The following is a 14,415-nucleotide window of genomic DNA, read 5'->3' as shown; positions in this document are numbered from 1 at the left end:
GAAAAAGAGGATTTTTTAAAATCTGGTTACATTACCCAAATTGGTTATCCTCCGCTACGAATCGATATTCTCAACAATATTGACGGGGTTGAATTCGTCGATGCTATTAAGGATATGCAAAAAGTTGAAGTAGAAGATGGCTTTAAAATTAACTATATCGGTCTGAAAGATTTCATCCAGAATAAACAAGCATCAGGAAGAAGTCAGGATTTGTCGGATATAAAGGAAATACAGAAAAAAATAGCTGCCCCTAAAAAAAGTGGTAAAGACAAAAAAGGCTCGAAGAAGTAACTCGGGTGTTTTACTATTAGTGCATTGAAAAAACGGGACAGCCACCGTTCCCGATGACTGCCCCGTTCTCACAAGATAAAATTATTTACCTCCGCCTTCTTTCTTAGGAGGACCTTGTTTTTTTCTGTAAGCCTGCAATTCTTCTTTGTCAAGAAAAGCATCTTTGTTAGCGTCGATAGCATCGAAGTTGTCCTTCAGTTTGGTCACCCGCTTATCGTCTTTCGCAGCAGCATCTACTTCTGCTTTGCTGAGCTTACCATCGCCATTGGTGTCAATTTTTTTGAAGAAACCTTCACGGTCATGCTTTTGCTGCGGCTGCTGATCTTGCGGCGCCTGCGCATAAGTTTTTGCGGAAACAAGTGTTGCCATTAACAAACCTGCTACAAGAAAATGCTTTGTCATAATTGTGTGTTTTGAGTTTGTACTATGATTTAGCTCCAGGGTACACTGAATTCCTACAATAGGGTAAAGGATAGTTCAGCATATTAGGATTGCATTCTTGGATAACGATCCGGTTTGAAAGTTTAATATAGCCGATAAATGCAGAAAATGGCCGACTACTACCGGGCGGGAGCTGGTAGTGCTGATCAGCATTGAGTTTGATGGATATTCAGGGATAAAATACGGATGATTTCCTTAAAACTATTTAACACTAATTGACATTAATTAACGGTCGCATTATGGCTGCTGCCGCTTAAAACTGCTGCCACTTACCCCAGCCGCAGCTTCATGCCCTCATGGGGTAGCTTTGAATCCCACCGATTCATAAAATCTGATGGCGTCTATTCTTTTCTTGTCCGAGGTTAGTTGCACCATGTAGGCGCCTTTTTCCTTCGCGCGGTTAATGATATATTCAAACACCCGTTTACCAATCCCTTGTCCACGTAGTACATCATCTGCCAGCATCCGGACAATGTCCGGAATATCGGCTTTAACGGCCAATCTAAATGTCAGTTCCATATGCCTGTATTTTAAAACTATTTAGTGATCGGCACGGCGACCCCATTAAAATCCAATACGGCGAATCTACCGTCATTTTCCAACATCACCTGGCTTACCACCATCGTCGAAAACTGTTTCTGATATACCTGCTCTCCTGCTGTAAACCGCTCTGGCAACAGCACTGCCGGCGCGTTGGTATTGGCCAGTTTTACTTCGAACAATTTATTAATTTCCTTTCTCAATTGCGCATCCGGCTCACTATCAATATGAAATATTTTATCGGCCATGGCGTCTATAAAAGCGATATCGTGACGTTTGTTGCCGTTTGTATAGATGCAATAGTAAACACCTGTTTCATCGTTGCCATGGACTTTCTTCGCTACACAAACAGGCACAGAAGTAATGTTTTCCAATATCTTTTTCTTTGCACCACGCTGCATCAGTGCAATCGCTATAATGGCTGGCAATATTAAGGTGCCGCATACCAATGAATAAATAGAATAACTATCGTCTCTTTTTGAGAGATCGTAAAAAAAATAAAGGGCAAATGCGGCGAACACGAGAATCACGATGGGTAGAGCCATCCATTTGTTTTGTCCCCAGCTGCCGGCTGCAGCATAGGTTTTCTTCAGGGCCGTGTTTTGCTCAAGGTCTTCCAAGGTCTGACTGGTTAAGATCATATAGTATGTTTGAATGAGTTAGAAACGGGTGTTCCAATAAACGTCATTGACAGGTTCTCCTTTCCTTTCAGCTGGTCGCAGAATAATTTCAAAGCGATCGCCGTCTTTTTCCGGAATAAACATCTGCCTGACAATGCAACGATACCTTCCCGGTTGAAGTTCAATACATAGATCTGTATTCCTCTTATCGGGAAGCGTATAATCTTCAAATTGCGCAGCCATAGTGAGGTCTGTATAATTCACAAGATATAACCGCCCATCAGTTACAACAATTGTGCTTTCAAATTCGCGAAATGATTGCTGCTCAGAGCGCGCTTCCAGAAAGTCTACGATCCACGAACCACCACCTGGAGAGGTGCCCCATACAATAAGCGTTTCATCATTTATGGCTTTCGAAAAATGATTGAATAGCTGATTAAGTTGCCAATCACTGTCGACAAATGAGATATAGCTGTCAGCATTAACAATCCCAATATACCCATCATCATCGTATACATGAAATTCCTTACCAGGCATGACTAAACATTAAAAGGTCAACATTCGTTCAAATATACCAGCTATCAGTTACAAAAACAATGGTTCACTTCTTACAAACCCACTCACCCTATAACGCACGATCCCGGTGCATATGCCCCCATTCGTTCAACTGATCCCAGATAGGTACCAGCAACAAAGCGCTATCTGTAAGACTGTACTCCACGCGTGGCGGCACTTCTGCATACACTGTCCGTTTAACGAGGCCATCCCGCTCCAGCTCCTGCAAATGCAGGGTGAGCATACGATCCGTAATGTTGGGAATCTTCTTTTTCAATTCGCCAAAACGAAGGGTTTTGTTTTCCAGCTTGTATAATATTTTCAGCTTCCACCGGCCAGACAGGATATCCATTGCAAAGGCCATCCCGCACACTTCGCGGATTTCCTCCAGGTTAATGGTGTTGGTAGATGTTTCCTTTCTTTTTGCCATTACTTACAATTTTGTGAGCAGCATACAATAGGCTGCTATACTACAAATGTACTATTCGTACAATAATTTTGCGCCCATAAACGAACAATTATGAACATTCTTATTGTATACGCACATCCGGAACCTAAGAGCATGAACGGCGCTATGTTTAACACGGCTATCTCCACATTGACAGCTGCAGGCCATCAGGTAAAAACATCCGATTTATACCACATGGAATTTAATGCCACCTCCTACCGCACTAACTTTTCCAGCACACTCAATCATGAATTTTACAAACAACAGCTGGAAGAATTGCATGCTACCAGCGTAAACGGTTTCGCGCCCACTATTGCAGCAGAACAGGAAAAAGTAGCCTGGTGCGATCTGATGATCTGGCAGTTTCCACTATGGTGGTTCAGTGTACCCGCGATCATGAAAGGATGGGTAGACCGCGTATTTGCCATGGGCCGCACCTACGGGCAAGGCTATACGTATGAAACGGGGATTTTCTGTGGTAAAAAAGCCATGCTCTCGCTGACTACCGGTGGCGGAAAAGAAGATTACAGCACCGGCGGACTCAATGGCGATATGGACAACATGTTAAAACCATTACACCGCGGCATCTTCCAGTTCACCGGCTTTTCGGTGTTATCACCACATGTGGTATATAGCCCTGCCAGGCGCACACCGGAAGACCGCAGCAAAGAACTGAGCAACTGGACATCGAGATTGAATACTATCTTTGAAGAGACACCCATCGACATCACAGGTTACTAATATCGATCCATGAAAATTCTCATCATTGGCACCACCGGCGCCATCGGTACCAAAGTAAAAGAAGCACTGGTACAAAGACATGACATCATCAGTGCGGGCCGCAACAGCGGCGACATACAAGTGGACATTACAGATGCGGCTTCCATCGAAAAAATGTTCCGCACCATCAATGATATTGATGCCGTTGTTGTCACCGCCGGCTCGTCTTCCATGGAAAGCTTCCAGACACTTTCTGAAAAAAGCCTGCTGCCAGCCATTCAGTCCAAGTTACTCGGACAGGTAAACGTAGTCCTGATTGGACAACATTACCTGAAAGACAACGGTTCTTTCACACTCACCTCCGGTATACTGGCAGATGAACCCGCCAGAGATGCGGCCACAGGCTCCATCGTTAGCGGCGCTGTCAATAGTTTTGCGATGGCAGCAGCGGCAGCACTAAAAAGAAATCTCCGGATCAATGTAGTCAGTCCCGGACTGGCAGCAGATTCCGCCAAAGATATCGCTCACCTGTTCCCCGGATTCAACCCGGTGCCCATGTCGAAACTCGTAAATGCTTATCTGAAAAGTGTGGAAGGGGTGATTACAGGGCAGGTGATCAAGGTACATGAATAAAGCCTTTCCTGCGATTGGCAAACGTATATAACATTTCCCCTGCAGCAAATCATTCTTCTGTTGCGGGGGAAATCATTTTAATGATGTGGCATCGTTGCCTTTACTTTTTCCCGGTGGTGCAGCCCCCACTGAACAAGACTTTCCGCTATCGGCAGGATGGTTTGTCCGTATGGCGTGATGGCATATGCTACCGTAACAGGCTTTGTTTTCAGGACGGTACGTGTCACCAGGAAATTCATTTCCAGCATCTTCAATTCTTTGGATAACATCCTGGCGGAAATGCCTGCTATCTCCCGTAATATTTTTTTAAAATAGTTACTCTCCGCAGGCCGGTTCGCCAGATATCGCAGTAGCTGCAATTTCCATTTACCACTAAATAATTCAACACTATCGCGCATGGCGGTGAGTTCTTCGTGGCAAGTGGCTTCCCTCAGCTTTCCCTTTATATTTATAACTGCCATAGCTGTTCGTTTCATGTAAACCGGTTACCTCCGGTTTACCTATAGCAAATATAACGGAACATCACAATAATTTTGGGACATGAAAGCGCAAAACAACATGCAGGCAATTGTATTAAATGGTTTCGGTGGCGTAGAAAATTTTTCCGCTACCATACTGCCCATACCCGAACCAAACGATAATGAGGTGCTGGTGAATATCAGGGCCACCGCCTTTAATCCTATTGATTATCAAATGCGACAAGGTGCTACGGAACGTAAACGGATGCACTCTCCCATTCTGGGCCGGGAATTTTCCGGTGTCGTGATTAAAACGGGTAAAGCCGTACAGCACTTTGCCGTGGGAGACGCGGTGATGGCTGCATCGGGCAGTATGGGTTCCAACGGCACCTATGCTACGCATATCTGCTTACCCGCGGATATACTGGTACACAAACCGCAGCACCTTTCTTTTGCCGCGGCGGCGGCGATGCCTACCGCTGCGCTTACCGCCCTGCAATGCTTTAAACGGTTGCAGCTGCCCACGTCTGCGCGTATTTTCATCACCGGCGCTGCCGGAGGTGTAGGACTGGTACTGGTGAAGCTGTTGCTGGCCGCGGGGTATACACAACTGCTGGTCACAGCAGGCAATGAAGACAGTCAACAACAATTGCTGCTGGCCGGATTAACCTCATCACAAATCATCGACTATCACCTTCCCGATTTATTGCAGACTATTTTAATACAACAGGAAGACAAATTATTTGATGCCTGTATCGACCTCGTAGGTGGTCATCTCTCCCAACTATGTGCCGCGCTATTGCTTACCAATGGTATTTACCAGGATGTAACGGCACTTTCCACGGCAGCAGGCCGGGAAACACTGTTCCACAAAGGCGCCGTTATCATAAATATTTCCAACTATGCTTACTCCCTTAGCGGTCATCTGCAATATTATGGAGATGGCCTCCGGCAGATAACGGCGATGCTGGAAAAAGGTATCCTCACACCATCGCCGGTGTATGTTACAGGTACCTTAAGTGTGGAAACAGTGCAACAGTCGCATGAGTTGCTGGAACGCAACCAGAGCAAAGGTCGTAAGCTGGTCATGACCATGGCTCCCGAAAATGAATAACAAAACGGGCACATACCGGCATCATCTTTGGGGCATGGGCGCACATGTGGAATCAATTTATAGAAAATGCGGACCACCTGCCCAATTTCCTATGGAATCTGATGCTGGCAGGCATTGCAGTCATTGTAGGATGGCTGATCAAATTTTTGTTATCTATTTTTCTGCGGAAGTCGGTCAATACACAACTGGATTTTTCGTTGATGCACAGCATCCTTTATCGCTTAGGTAAAGCATTCAACTACTTTTTGCCCCTGCTCCTGCTGAATATGGCGCTGCCCCTGATGCGGGTGAACCCCAGGTTTGTGCCGGTGATGAGCAAACTGGCCGAAATTGCACTGACACTGTCTTTCGCCGCGCTGGTGATAGGCATTATCAAAGTGATGGAGGATTATGTGTATCATGCGTATGATCTGAAAAAGGCCAACAACCTGAAAGAACGGAAAATACGTACGCAGTTACAGTTTATTCGTAAGTTATCCATCTCCCTGATACTGGTACTTACTGCCTGCGTAATATTACTCAGCTTCGACAGCATGCGTAAACTGGGGGCAGGACTCCTCACCGGTGTGGGTGTAGGCGGTATCATTATAGGTTTTGCCGCACAAAAATCATTGGGCAACCTCCTCGCAGGCTTCCAGATTGCGTTTACACAGCCTATTCGTATTGATGACGTGCTGGTAGTAGAAGGTGAATGGGGGCGTGTGGAAGAAATTACACTGACGTATGTGGTGCTAAACATCTGGGATCAGCGTAAACTCATTTTACCTATTAATTATTTTATAGAGAAACCGTTTCAAAACTGGACCCGCACGGGCGCGGAAATACTGGGTACGGCGTTTTTTTATCTGGACTATACCGTGCCCGTAGACCAGCTGAGAACCGAATTTGAGAGATTGCTGGACTTGTCGCCGCTATGGGACAAACGCGCAAAAGCCTTGCAGGTAACCAATACCAGCGAAAGAACCATTGAAGTGAGAGCGTTAATGAGTGCCGCTAATTCCGGCGATGCCTTTGATCTGCGCTGCATTATCCGGGAACAGCTGATTAAATATGTCAGAGAGCATCATCCGGATAGCCTGCCTAAAACACGGGCCTATATTGAAAAGAACGAAGCGTCAGTTTAACTTTCTCACCAGCATCACCAGGTGTTTACATTGAATACCGTTTTCATAAATCGGCTCCTGGTAATGGGTCATAAAATAGTCTTTCTTAACGGTAGTGATTTCAAATCCCTGCCGTTGATATAAATACAATTGCGCAATACTGGAATTGCCGGTGCCGATACTAATACGCTTAAAGCCTTTAGCCCTGGCCCGTTGCGCGGCATCCTGCAATAATATTTTGCCGAAACCTTTGCCCTGATAGGCAGGAGTCACGGCAATGTTTTTAATCTCCAGTTCATCGGGATCGTTTGCCAGCAACACATAAGTACCTATTACCTGCTGGTCCTGTTCCATTACATATATTTCCGCCAATGACAAATAGCTGCTCATGGCTACTATAGAAGGATCGGCTAATAATAACAGGTCATAAGGAATTCTTTCGCCGGGACCTAATTTCCGGATAATAGTATCTTCCTGCAGAGAGGTCATCGCTGAATGATTTTGTCGCTAATAAAGTAAATCCTTGATTTTTAAAACCGGGTCCCGGGCAACAGCTACAAATAGGGTCTAGGGAACGATTAACAAAATGAATATACAAAAAGGATTTAGCATTTAGCTTTTAGCTTTCAAAAAATGTTGCAAAAATCATGTTTGCTAACTTTCTTAAAAGCTAAAAGCTAAGCCAATGGTCAACTATTAAAAAGTAATATACTGCCGCTTCACGTTATTGCCATACACTTCTACCTGTGCCCCTTTATGGGTGCCCACAGCGGCTCCGCTGATGCTGATGGTCTTTTGTTCACCGGGTAGTACAGAAATATAGTTATCGCTGTAGAACACAGGCAAAATTCTTTTCTTCGTTTGTGCGTCTACGAGAGATACCCGGTTGAAGAACGCCACCGGGCCGCCGGCGGGATTGCTGATCGTAACTGCAATACTATCGGCGCCGGCATTTTTTGCCGTTATCTTCACCTCAGCAGCCGGCATCCGTTGCAAACCTGAATAATTACCGCCGGCATCTGCCAGCCAGTAAAGGTTTTCATCCACCACCTGTTGTTTGGTATCCAGGAGACGCAAAGAAAAGAATGCGCCCTCTTTTTCACTTAATTTATCCAACACACCTTTCACCGACATGATTTTTTGCACGGAAGTAGGTCCTGCTTCTACGAAGACCTGTGTCAGCAGGCTATCGCGGCCATTCATATCAAACGCTTTCAGTTCCAGCATCAGGTCGCGGGCGTAACTAAATGTATTGTTGACTGCCATCACCATCCCATCTGTAGGATCGTACATCACATGCAGCGGCTCGGCGCCTTTGCGGCTACCATACAGGCAGGCATTAGGGTCGAGGTAATAATCATACATCTGTCCTCTTAAAGCCGTCCAGGGATTCTGGGTTTTCCAGATGATCACGCCCGTATACCAATCCCACATATGTGCGCTGAAACCCTCCATGAGGGCGCGGTACTGATCGTAGTTGACTAACTGTGCTTTATTGGCCCACTCTTTTAAATCCGTGGTTTTGCCATAAGGGTCAATCGAATGATTGTAACCGATGTATTTATGATAATTCCATACGGCGTCGGTCTTGCTGATCTGCGGATCGGGTGTTACCAGATTTTCCGCCGGTAAAAATCTTTCCAGTGATTCATAGTCGCCGGTACCTACTGATCCTACTTCTGAGTTAAACGGAAAAGTACGATAGCTCCAGAAGTAAGGTACTGTTTGAATACCATACGGCCCATCGCCGTTACCACCGAGGGTATTGTACGACATGCTGTCGGAATTGGAGTAGTCGAAGAAATACCGGGTACCGTCCAATGCTGGTATAATAGAATCCTTCATCGCATGAAAAATATCTGCCGGAGGCGTAATTTCATTACCTCCGCACCAGAAGGCCAGGGAAGGATAGTTACGTAACATTTTCACCTGATCGGCTACACTCTCCAGGAACAGGGAATGATTGTCCGGGTATTGACGGCGGGTCCACTGATCATCTTTTTTGAAAGGGTCCTGCCATCTGCCGTTACAATCGCCGGAAATCCAGAAGTCCTGGAATACCAGCAGGCCGTATTTATCACAGGCTTCGAAGAATTCTGGTCTTTCTGTGAGGCTGCCGCCCCATATCCTGATCAGGTTCAGGTTCATGTCCCGATGAAAACGTACTTCTGCATCGTACCTTTCTTTGCTGAAGCGGAACATGGCATCGGAGGTAATCCAGTTACCACCTTTGATAAAAATCTTTTGTCCGTTGACCGCAATTTCGCGGCTGCCGGTATGTGTATTCCAATAGGTTTGTATTTCACGGATTCCAAATTCCACGTCTTCCGTATCGTCAGCTGTGCCATTGTGGAGGAATTGCAGCTTCATATGATACAAATGCTGCGGGCCATAACCGGCAGGCCACCAGAGGGCAGGCTGTTTCAACAGCATATCCGGGAGTTGCACGGTGGTAGTGGAATGCGGCGCCAGGGTTACCTTTTGTGTAGCGATGCCTCCTTCTATGGTATAGCGCAAACTGCCGGTAACGCTTTTGTCGCTGGCATTTTCCAGATCGGCAGATACGAGGATAGTGGCCGGCGCCTGCGGTCCTTCCGGCTTCCGCGTACCAGGCACCTTCGTAATAATATGTGGATCTTTAATGCGTACGGCACCGGTTTTTTCGATGGTCACCTTGTCCCATATGCCGGTGTTGCGATCGCGCATGGGTTGTATCCAGTCCCAGCCGGCAGTATACTGTGGGCCTACATTTTTGGCGATAGTTCCATCGCCTCCCTGTCCGCCGTTAGGATTACCCGGAAACGCCGGTGGATACACGATAACGGCCAGGCGGTTCTTACCGCTCTTAGCCAGCCATGGGGTTATATTATAAGATTGACGCAGGTAAGCACCAAAATGAGTGGCCGGCGTTACTTTATGTCCATTCAAAAAGATGTCGCAGCCATCATTCACGCCCCTGAAATGCAGCCATACCTGCCCGTCTCCGGTGGCTGGCTTCTCTGTAAAATCTTTTACAAACCAATAGGTGTAATGATCACGTCCCACGTGGTAGATGTCCGGGATCATCTCATTGTTCATCCCAAACATCGGATCCGGTACCTGCTTATTGTCCAGCAGGGTTGTCAGCACAGTACCGGGTACCGTGGCGGCCGTCCAGCCAGACAGGCGGTATTCCGGATCCGAAATTTGTTGTCCGGTGGCTTTCGTCCCGGCAATGTTGCTGCATTGCCATCCGCTGTTGAGTTCATATTTTTCCTGTGCTGCCAGGGGCAAAAAAGCCATTAGCAGCAAGCAGGACACTGTTAATTTCCGAATCATCATGAGATATATTTTACAGACCTTTTACTATGGGGGGCAAAGATAGGGTAACGCGCTCCTCTGTCAAAACTATCATGATAGTCGGCGGGAATCCTAATTCAGGGGTAAAATACATCTCATGAAGAGGTGTGCTATTGCGCTTCTGCCAGCTCTTTTACTTTATCCAGCGCTTTGGGAAAGGCGTTGAGAAAATAGTCTTTATATTCTTCATCAATATCCACTTCCACTAACACGGCCGTTTGGCCATCTGCGTCCTTCAGCGTATAGTTTTCCAATGAACCGGCCCAGGCTTTTACCTTATCGCTGCTGAAGTCTTCTACGCCGTTTTCAATGTAACCCAGGTGTTTGAACGACAGGTATTCATTGGGCACTTTGGCGGCAATAGTAGATACCATTCCATTGTTCTCCCCATTCACGAACAGGGTACGGCCACCTACCTGCCAGTCTGTTTCCATTTTGGAGCCTTCGGCAAAAACGGCGGTCCATGCAGGATAGGTTTGTTCACCCCAGAGGATTTCCCATACTCTGTTGCGGGGTGCATTAATCGATGTGTTGAAAGTTAGTTTTTCCATAGCTACTCATTTACAGAATGAAAGGTTTGTTTATTGTATTTGTTACGATATTCCAGTGGCGTTAGTCCGGTTACCTTTTTGAACACCGTTCTGAATGCTTTGGTATCCACATAACCTACATCATAGATTACTTCATTCACATTTTTGCGGCTGGTTTCGAAGTCTCTTTTTGCGGCTTCTATTTTAATCCGCTGTATATACTCTACGACGGTGTTACCGGTCGATTTTTTGAATCGTCTTTCAAATGTTCTTCTCCCGATGGCTGTCATATCAGATAACTGGTCCACGGTGATTTTATCCTGGTAGCTGTCTTCAATAAATTGCTGGGCTTTCAGGATGGGTTCATCGTTATGGGTCTTTTGTCCTTCAAAGATGATGAAGGGTGACTGGCTTTGCCGGTCCAAGTCAATCTCATAGCCTTTTGCAGCCATGATAGCGATATCTCTGCCGGCATATTTTTCTACCAGGTATACAATCAGGTTCAAATAAGAATAGGCGCCACCGCTGGGATAGATACCGTTTTCTTCTGTGATCACCCTATCATCCATCAGGTGTACGCCGGGAAACATTTCCCTGAATTGCCGGGCCGCTTTCCAGTGGGTGGCGCAGGCCTTGCCTTCCAGCAAACCGGTGGCGGCGAGGAAAAATGCGCCAAGACAAAGACTGGCGATGGCAGCGCCTTTCGCGTGTTGCTGGATCATCCAGGGAATAAATTCCTTGTTTACTTTGGCCGCCTGTACCTGATCGCCGTGAATAGCAGGAATAATGATCAGGTCTGTTTTCTTCACCTCCTTCACCAATACATCCGGTGAGATAGTAAATAAGCGGTTAGGCTGACTAACCACCTTACTGAGTCCCACCAGCTGGACCTGGAACAGTGGTTTTCTCCCTTTCTCGGCGAGGAAATTGTTCAGATCTGAAAAGATCTGGTGACTGCCTTCGATGTTTACCACACTCGTATGGCCGAGTGGTACCAGGATGGAGATATGTATCATATCAGTGAGTATAAAGTAATTTATGCCGCAATTAACCTACGAATTGTCGCTATCTCCCCCCTCCATTTTGCCGGCACCTTACGACTTTTGTGATATATTTTTTACTCACAAAATCCGGCAACAATGACGATGATCCATACCTACCTTACTTTTAATGGCAACTGCCGGGAGGCAATGACCTTTTATAAAGAATGTCTGGGTGGAGAATTAAGCCTTCAAACGATCGGAGAATCCCCCATGTCTGTTGATATCCCTGCGTTTATGAAACCGTTTATTTTACACTCCAGTCTTACCAAAGGTCCCCTTGTACTCACCGGCTCTGATATGGTGCCTGAAATGGGGCTTAGAGCCGGTAACACAGTATCCTTATTCCTGAACTGCAACAGTGAAACCGAAGCCCGCATGTTTTATAAAAAGTTATCTAAAAATGGGACCGCCACCCAACCATTGGAGAATACTTTCTGGGGCGCTTTATTTGGTACGCTGACCGATCAATTCGGCTATCACTGGCTCATTAACTTTGAAGGTAATTCGCGCCAATAACGATGATTAGCCGTTGGCAGCCTTTTCCAGTATCGCAATATCCAGTTTACCCATTTTCATCACTTCTGCGAACACTCTGCCTGCTTTGGCGGTGTCTTTATCTGATATCAGTTTGGGGAGGATTGAAGGTGTAATCTGCCAGGACAAGCCGTATTTATCTTTCAGCCAGCCGCATTGACTTTCCTTCCCACCGTCGGCGGTTAGTTTACTCCAATAGTAGTCGATCTCCTCCTGGGTGTCACAATTTACGGTCAGAGAAATGGCTTCTGTAAAAGGAAACATAGGCCCAGCATTCATGGCCGTAAATTGTTGTCCGTCCAATTCAAAAGTGGCGACGAGTAAAGTCCCTTTAGGCATCGGTGCTCCTTCTCCATAATAGGATTTATTCAGCACTTTTGACTGCTTAAAAATGGAAGCATAAAAATTAATGGCTTCTTCCGCTTCGTTGTTGAACCATAATGACGGTGTGATCTTTTGCATAACGGTACTTTTTTTTCGATTGAATAAGGTTACATGTCCTTACAAAGATAGCGGCCCTTCTGGTATCATCGACGGTGCAAAAGCGACATTCTAAAGGGGCACTTGCGACAAAGATAGGTAGCTGGTTATTTGGTGGCCGAAATGGCGTTTTTCCTGTGCATGTTGTACAGAGCGCTATGTATGCCATAGGAAAAAGTGATCCTGCCACAGTAGCCCCTGCAGGAAAAAAAGAAAATTACCGGCAAATGGATTATTTTGTTAGCCATTTACTTATTTTATGAAGCTAAGATTCCACAAAAGCCTCTTCCTGCTTATTTTAAGCCTGGTTGGCAGCGCCATAGGCCGCGCACAGGAGCATACCCCTTCCTTCCACGTAATTGCCTTCTATACCGCTAAAAATGACCAGGCACATATTAGCTTTGTACACGAAGCCAATGCATGGTTTCCCAAAATGGCGGCACAGTATCATTTCACTTACGACTCCACCAACAACTGGCAAAACCTCAATCCGGCATTTTTATCGAAATACCAGGTGGTGATTTTTCTCGATACCCGCCCCGACGATCCGGCACAACGGAAAGCATTCCAGGAATACATGGAACATGGTGGTGGCTGGATGGGATTCCATTTCTCCGCATTTGCACTCACACCTTCCGACTTCCCGCAAAACTGGGACTGGTATCACAATATATTCCTGGGTTCCGGCTCCTATGGCAGCAATACCTGGCGTCCAACATCCGCGGTGTTGCGGGTAGAAGGTCACCAGCATCCGGCTACCAGGAATTTACCGGACACCTTTTCCGCTTCGCCGAATGAATGGTATCGCTGGAGCAATGATCTCCGGAAAAATCCGGACATCCACATATTATTGTCGATCGATAGCAGCAGTTTCCCCTTAGGCACTGGCCCCAAAGCATATGAAATATGGCATAGTGGCTACTATCCCGTGGTGTGGACGAATAAAAAATTCAAGATGATGTATTTGAATATGGGGCATAATGATATCGATTATGAGCACCATACCAATAAGGAATTATCTTTCACTTTTGCGAATGAAACACAGAATAAGTTGATACTGGATGCACTACAGTGGATGGGGAGGGGGAAATAATAAATACCTGACATACGTCAGATTTACGAATCCCCGTGGTGGATACTTTTGTATCACAAACAACATCCATGAAAAGTAAATCCGTATCACCCCTTATCCCCCTTTGTATTTCACCATTTTCCGGATGCGGCTCAGGCTATCCTGATGAATACCCAGCAGAGAAGCAATGTATTTTAGCGGCACCCATTTTATCACTTCGGGTTGTTCCGATACTAGTTGCAGGTACCGTTCTTCGGCTGTAGTACAAATAGCATTGATCTGCCCTTCCTGCAACCAGCTCAGGAGACGATCCATGATGGCGAGTTCCAGCTCGTAGGCATGATGCAATTCCTTCTTGATAATATCCATTTCCGGTTTACCCCATTCCAGCACATCTACCTCAGTCAATGTTTCCAATGCGCAATTAGAGGGTACACCATTAGCAAGGTACAAAGGTGTGGATATAAAATCGTGACTGGACACCAGCCCTAACG

The 14,415-nt window shown here is 46.1% G+C and carries 18 protein-coding genes and 1 pseudogene; 7 read left to right on the top strand and 12 right to left on the bottom strand.

The window, feature by feature from the left end; all coding sequences use genetic code 11:
• Window positions 1–291, top strand: a 291-nt coding sequence (locus VIP81_RS23085; RefSeq protein WP_331966944.1) for a nucleotidyltransferase, incomplete at its 5' end; no start/stop codon positions are given.
• A gap of 81 nt (window positions 292–372) precedes the next feature.
• On the opposite strand, the gene VIP81_RS23080 is transcribed toward VIP81_RS23085, so the two are convergent.
• From VIP81_RS23080 to VIP81_RS23060, 5 genes are all read right to left on the bottom strand, one after another.
• Window positions 373–693: a hypothetical protein gene (locus VIP81_RS23080; RefSeq protein ID WP_331966942.1), complete on the bottom strand. Its 321-nt coding sequence runs from the start codon at window positions 691–693 to the stop codon at window positions 373–375.
• A gap of 333 nt (window positions 694–1,026) precedes the next feature.
• Window positions 1,027–1,251 carry a GNAT family N-acetyltransferase gene (locus VIP81_RS23075; protein ID WP_331966940.1) on the bottom strand — a complete coding sequence of 75 codons (225 nt, stop codon included), beginning with the start codon at window positions 1,249–1,251 and terminating at the stop codon, window positions 1,027–1,029.
• Window positions 1,252–1,268: 17 nt separating this feature from the next.
• Window positions 1,269–1,913: a hypothetical protein gene (locus VIP81_RS23070; RefSeq protein WP_331966938.1), complete on the bottom strand. Its 645-nt coding sequence runs from the start codon at window positions 1,911–1,913 to the stop codon at window positions 1,269–1,271.
• Window positions 1,914–1,931: 18 nt separating this feature from the next.
• Window positions 1,932–2,429 carry a hypothetical protein gene (locus tag VIP81_RS23065; protein ID WP_331966936.1) on the bottom strand — a complete coding sequence of 166 codons (498 nt, stop codon included), beginning with the start codon at window positions 2,427–2,429 and terminating at the stop codon, window positions 1,932–1,934.
• Window positions 2,430–2,517: 88 nt separating this feature from the next.
• Window positions 2,518–2,877: a helix-turn-helix domain-containing protein gene (locus VIP81_RS23060; RefSeq protein ID WP_331966934.1), complete on the bottom strand. Its 360-nt coding sequence runs from the start codon at window positions 2,875–2,877 to the stop codon at window positions 2,518–2,520.
• Window positions 2,878–2,967: 90 nt separating this feature from the next.
• Here VIP81_RS23060 and VIP81_RS23055 point away from each other — a divergent pair, with 90 nt between their 5' ends.
• Both VIP81_RS23055 and VIP81_RS23050 read left to right on the top strand, forming a co-directional pair.
• Window positions 2,968–3,636, top strand: a complete 669-nt coding sequence (locus VIP81_RS23055; RefSeq protein ID WP_331966932.1) for an NAD(P)H-dependent oxidoreductase — start codon at window positions 2,968–2,970, stop codon at window positions 3,634–3,636.
• Window positions 3,637–3,645: 9 nt separating this feature from the next.
• On the top strand, window positions 3,646–4,248 hold the full coding sequence (locus VIP81_RS23050; protein WP_331966929.1) for a short chain dehydrogenase: 603 nt from the start codon (window positions 3,646–3,648) through the stop codon (window positions 4,246–4,248).
• Between the two features lie 77 nt (window positions 4,249–4,325).
• On the opposite strand, the gene VIP81_RS23045 is transcribed toward VIP81_RS23050, so the two are convergent.
• Window positions 4,326–4,709, bottom strand: coding sequence for a helix-turn-helix domain-containing protein (locus VIP81_RS23045; RefSeq protein ID WP_331966927.1), 384 nt, complete (start codon window positions 4,707–4,709; stop codon window positions 4,326–4,328).
• Window positions 4,710–4,788: 79 nt separating this feature from the next.
• Between VIP81_RS23045 and VIP81_RS23040 the strand changes: the two genes are divergently transcribed.
• Entirely contained in the window at window positions 4,789–5,820 is a 1,032-nt protein-coding gene (locus VIP81_RS23040) for an alcohol dehydrogenase catalytic domain-containing protein (protein ID WP_331966925.1), read from the top strand.
• Window positions 5,821–5,864: 44 nt separating this feature from the next.
• Entirely contained in the window at window positions 5,865–6,944 is a 1,080-nt protein-coding gene (locus VIP81_RS23035) for a mechanosensitive ion channel family protein (RefSeq protein WP_331966923.1), read from the top strand.
• Here VIP81_RS23035 and VIP81_RS23030 read toward each other — a convergent pair.
• The 4 genes from VIP81_RS23030 to VIP81_RS23015 form a co-directional block, all read right to left on the bottom strand.
• The gene (locus VIP81_RS23030) at window positions 6,936–7,412 is read right to left on the bottom strand and encodes a GNAT family N-acetyltransferase (RefSeq protein WP_331966921.1); all 477 of its coding nucleotides are present in this window, start codon (window positions 7,410–7,412) and stop codon (window positions 6,936–6,938) included. The two genes, VIP81_RS23035 and VIP81_RS23030, sit on opposite strands and share 9 nt — an antisense overlap.
• Window positions 7,413–7,619: 207 nt before the next feature.
• A complete protein-coding gene (locus tag VIP81_RS23025) occupies window positions 7,620–10,244 on the bottom strand; it encodes a glycoside hydrolase family 2 protein (RefSeq protein ID WP_331966919.1) in 2,625 nt (874 codons plus the stop codon).
• 128 nt (window positions 10,245–10,372) lie between these two features.
• Window positions 10,373–10,813, bottom strand: coding sequence for an SRPBCC domain-containing protein (locus VIP81_RS23020; RefSeq protein WP_331966917.1), 441 nt, complete (start codon window positions 10,811–10,813; stop codon window positions 10,373–10,375).
• A 2-nt stretch (window positions 10,814–10,815) separates the two neighbouring features.
• Window positions 10,816–11,808 (bottom strand): GlxA family transcriptional regulator, encoded by a 993-nt coding sequence (locus VIP81_RS23015; protein ID WP_331966915.1) that lies wholly within the window; start codon window positions 11,806–11,808, stop codon window positions 10,816–10,818.
• A gap of 123 nt (window positions 11,809–11,931) precedes the next feature.
• Here VIP81_RS23015 and VIP81_RS23010 point away from each other — a divergent pair, with 123 nt between their 5' ends.
• Window positions 11,932–12,351 (top strand): VOC family protein, encoded by a 420-nt coding sequence (locus VIP81_RS23010; RefSeq protein ID WP_331966913.1) that lies wholly within the window; start codon window positions 11,932–11,934, stop codon window positions 12,349–12,351.
• A 6-nt stretch (window positions 12,352–12,357) separates the two neighbouring features.
• Here the strand turns inward: VIP81_RS23010 and VIP81_RS23005 are convergent, their stop codons facing one another.
• Complete coding sequence (locus VIP81_RS23005; protein ID WP_331966912.1) at window positions 12,358–12,831, bottom strand: VOC family protein; 474 nt, start codon at window positions 12,829–12,831, stop codon at window positions 12,358–12,360.
• Window positions 12,832–13,108: 277 nt separating this feature from the next.
• Here VIP81_RS23005 and VIP81_RS23000 point away from each other — a divergent pair, with 277 nt between their 5' ends.
• Window positions 13,109–13,942, top strand: coding sequence for a ThuA domain-containing protein (locus VIP81_RS23000; RefSeq protein WP_331966911.1), 834 nt, complete (start codon window positions 13,109–13,111; stop codon window positions 13,940–13,942).
• Window positions 13,943–14,035: 93 nt separating this feature from the next.
• Here VIP81_RS23000 and VIP81_RS22995 read toward each other — a convergent pair.
• Window positions 14,036–14,415 (bottom strand): annotated as a pseudogene (locus tag VIP81_RS22995) (Crp/Fnr family transcriptional regulator); the annotation flags it as partial.

It is taken from the genome of Chitinophaga sp., from assembly GCF_036566945.1.
Lineage (GTDB): Bacteria > Bacteroidota > Bacteroidia > Chitinophagales > Chitinophagaceae > Chitinophaga.
Note: the sequence above shows the minus strand (reverse complement) of the source record. Positions and strands in the feature narration are given on the sequence as shown.

What these genes read in the sequence shown, in the direction of transcription:
- VIP81_RS23080 (WP_331966942.1), bottom strand. Translation starts at nt 693, where the DNA reads ATGACAAAGCATTTTCTTGTAGCAGGTTTGTTAATGGCAACACTTGTT.
- VIP81_RS23075 (WP_331966940.1), bottom strand. Translation starts at nt 1,251, where the DNA reads ATGGAACTGACATTTAGATTGGCCGTTAAAGCCGATATTCCGGACATT.
- VIP81_RS23070 (WP_331966938.1), bottom strand. Translation starts at nt 1,913, where the DNA reads ATGATCTTAACCAGTCAGACCTTGGAAGACCTTGAGCAAAACACGGCC.
- VIP81_RS23065 (WP_331966936.1), bottom strand. Translation starts at nt 2,429, where the DNA reads ATGCCTGGTAAGGAATTTCATGTATACGATGATGATGGGTATATTGGG.
- VIP81_RS23060 (WP_331966934.1), bottom strand. Translation starts at nt 2,877, where the DNA reads ATGGCAAAAAGAAAGGAAACATCTACCAACACCATTAACCTGGAGGAA.
- VIP81_RS23055 (WP_331966932.1), top strand. Translation starts at nt 2,968, where the DNA reads ATGAACATTCTTATTGTATACGCACATCCGGAACCTAAGAGCATGAAC.
- VIP81_RS23050 (WP_331966929.1), top strand. Translation starts at nt 3,646, where the DNA reads ATGAAAATTCTCATCATTGGCACCACCGGCGCCATCGGTACCAAAGTA.
- VIP81_RS23045 (WP_331966927.1), bottom strand. Translation starts at nt 4,709, where the DNA reads ATGGCAGTTATAAATATAAAGGGAAAGCTGAGGGAAGCCACTTGCCAC.
- VIP81_RS23040 (WP_331966925.1), top strand. Translation starts at nt 4,789, where the DNA reads ATGAAAGCGCAAAACAACATGCAGGCAATTGTATTAAATGGTTTCGGT.
- VIP81_RS23035 (WP_331966923.1), top strand. Translation starts at nt 5,865, where the DNA reads ATGTGGAATCAATTTATAGAAAATGCGGACCACCTGCCCAATTTCCTA.
- VIP81_RS23030 (WP_331966921.1), bottom strand. Translation starts at nt 7,412, where the DNA reads ATGACCTCTCTGCAGGAAGATACTATTATCCGGAAATTAGGTCCCGGC.
- VIP81_RS23025 (WP_331966919.1), bottom strand. Translation starts at nt 10,244, where the DNA reads ATGATGATTCGGAAATTAACAGTGTCCTGCTTGCTGCTAATGGCTTTT.
- VIP81_RS23020 (WP_331966917.1), bottom strand. Translation starts at nt 10,813, where the DNA reads ATGGAAAAACTAACTTTCAACACATCGATTAATGCACCCCGCAACAGA.
- VIP81_RS23015 (WP_331966915.1), bottom strand. Translation starts at nt 11,808, where the DNA reads ATGATACATATCTCCATCCTGGTACCACTCGGCCATACGAGTGTGGTA.
- VIP81_RS23010 (WP_331966913.1), top strand. Translation starts at nt 11,932, where the DNA reads ATGACGATGATCCATACCTACCTTACTTTTAATGGCAACTGCCGGGAG.
- VIP81_RS23005 (WP_331966912.1), bottom strand. Translation starts at nt 12,831, where the DNA reads ATGCAAAAGATCACACCGTCATTATGGTTCAACAACGAAGCGGAAGAA.
- VIP81_RS23000 (WP_331966911.1), top strand. Translation starts at nt 13,109, where the DNA reads ATGAAGCTAAGATTCCACAAAAGCCTCTTCCTGCTTATTTTAAGCCTG.